General features: G+C 47.1%; 1 protein-coding gene. It reads left to right on the top strand.

Annotated elements, in window-relative coordinates; all coding sequences use genetic code 11:
- On the top strand, positions 1–340 hold a 340-nt coding region (locus NXS07_RS21035), incomplete at both ends, for a DnaB-like helicase C-terminal domain-containing protein (protein ID WP_258087636.1).

The following is a 340-nucleotide window of genomic DNA, read 5'->3' as shown; positions in this document are numbered from 1 at the left end:
ACAATCACAGGAACCAAACAGAAACGCGGCGTACTGATCTTCTCAATGGAAATGGATTCCCAGCAGATTATCGAACGCCAGTTGGCTGGAGCCGCTAACCTGCCAGTATCAGTTTTACGAAATCCTGCCCGACTGGATGATGAAGGTTGGGATTGGGTTACTGTTGGCTTGGGGCGATTACAAAATCTGGATGTATGGATCATTGATGCCAGTAAATTGACGGTGGAGCAGATTGCTTCAATTTCACGGCGTCACAAGAAAGTACACCCGGCATTATCTCTCATCATGGTTGATTATCTGGGGCTGATTGATAAGCCAAAGGCAGAGCGTAATGATCTGG

Source organism: Xenorhabdus bovienii, from assembly GCF_024721015.1.
Taxonomy (GTDB): domain Bacteria; phylum Pseudomonadota; class Gammaproteobacteria; order Enterobacterales; family Enterobacteriaceae; genus Xenorhabdus; species Xenorhabdus bovienii.
Note: the sequence above shows the minus strand (reverse complement) of the source record. Positions and strands in the feature narration are given on the sequence as shown.